At 54.8% G+C, this 281-nt stretch carries 1 pseudogene; it reads left to right on the top strand.

The window, feature by feature from the left end:
* Positions 1 to 281 (top strand): annotated as a pseudogene (locus HMPREF2990_RS01470) (IS21 family transposase); the annotation flags it as partial.

The raw sequence follows: 281 nt of genomic DNA on the forward strand, positions 1-281 counted from the left end.
CGTGCTGTGAAAATCGCCTACACCAAAATACTCGGATACTTCAGCGACGAGGTCTTCTACAACCTCGACGAACTCAATGAGGCGATCGCTGACCGTCTTGCCGATATCAACAGCGCAATGACACGGGCCGATGGCACAACACGGCGCATGCGCTTTGAGCAAGAAGAAGCACCAGTGATGCGCGACCTGCCGCCGACACCGTTTACGGAAGTGTCCTACAAGCGGTGCAAAGTCGATCGTAACTGGCACATCACCTGTGACTACCAGTACTACTCGGTGCC

This window comes from Corynebacterium sp. HMSC071B10, assembly GCF_001814825.1.
In the GTDB taxonomy this organism is placed as follows: domain Bacteria; phylum Actinomycetota; class Actinomycetes; order Mycobacteriales; family Mycobacteriaceae; genus Corynebacterium.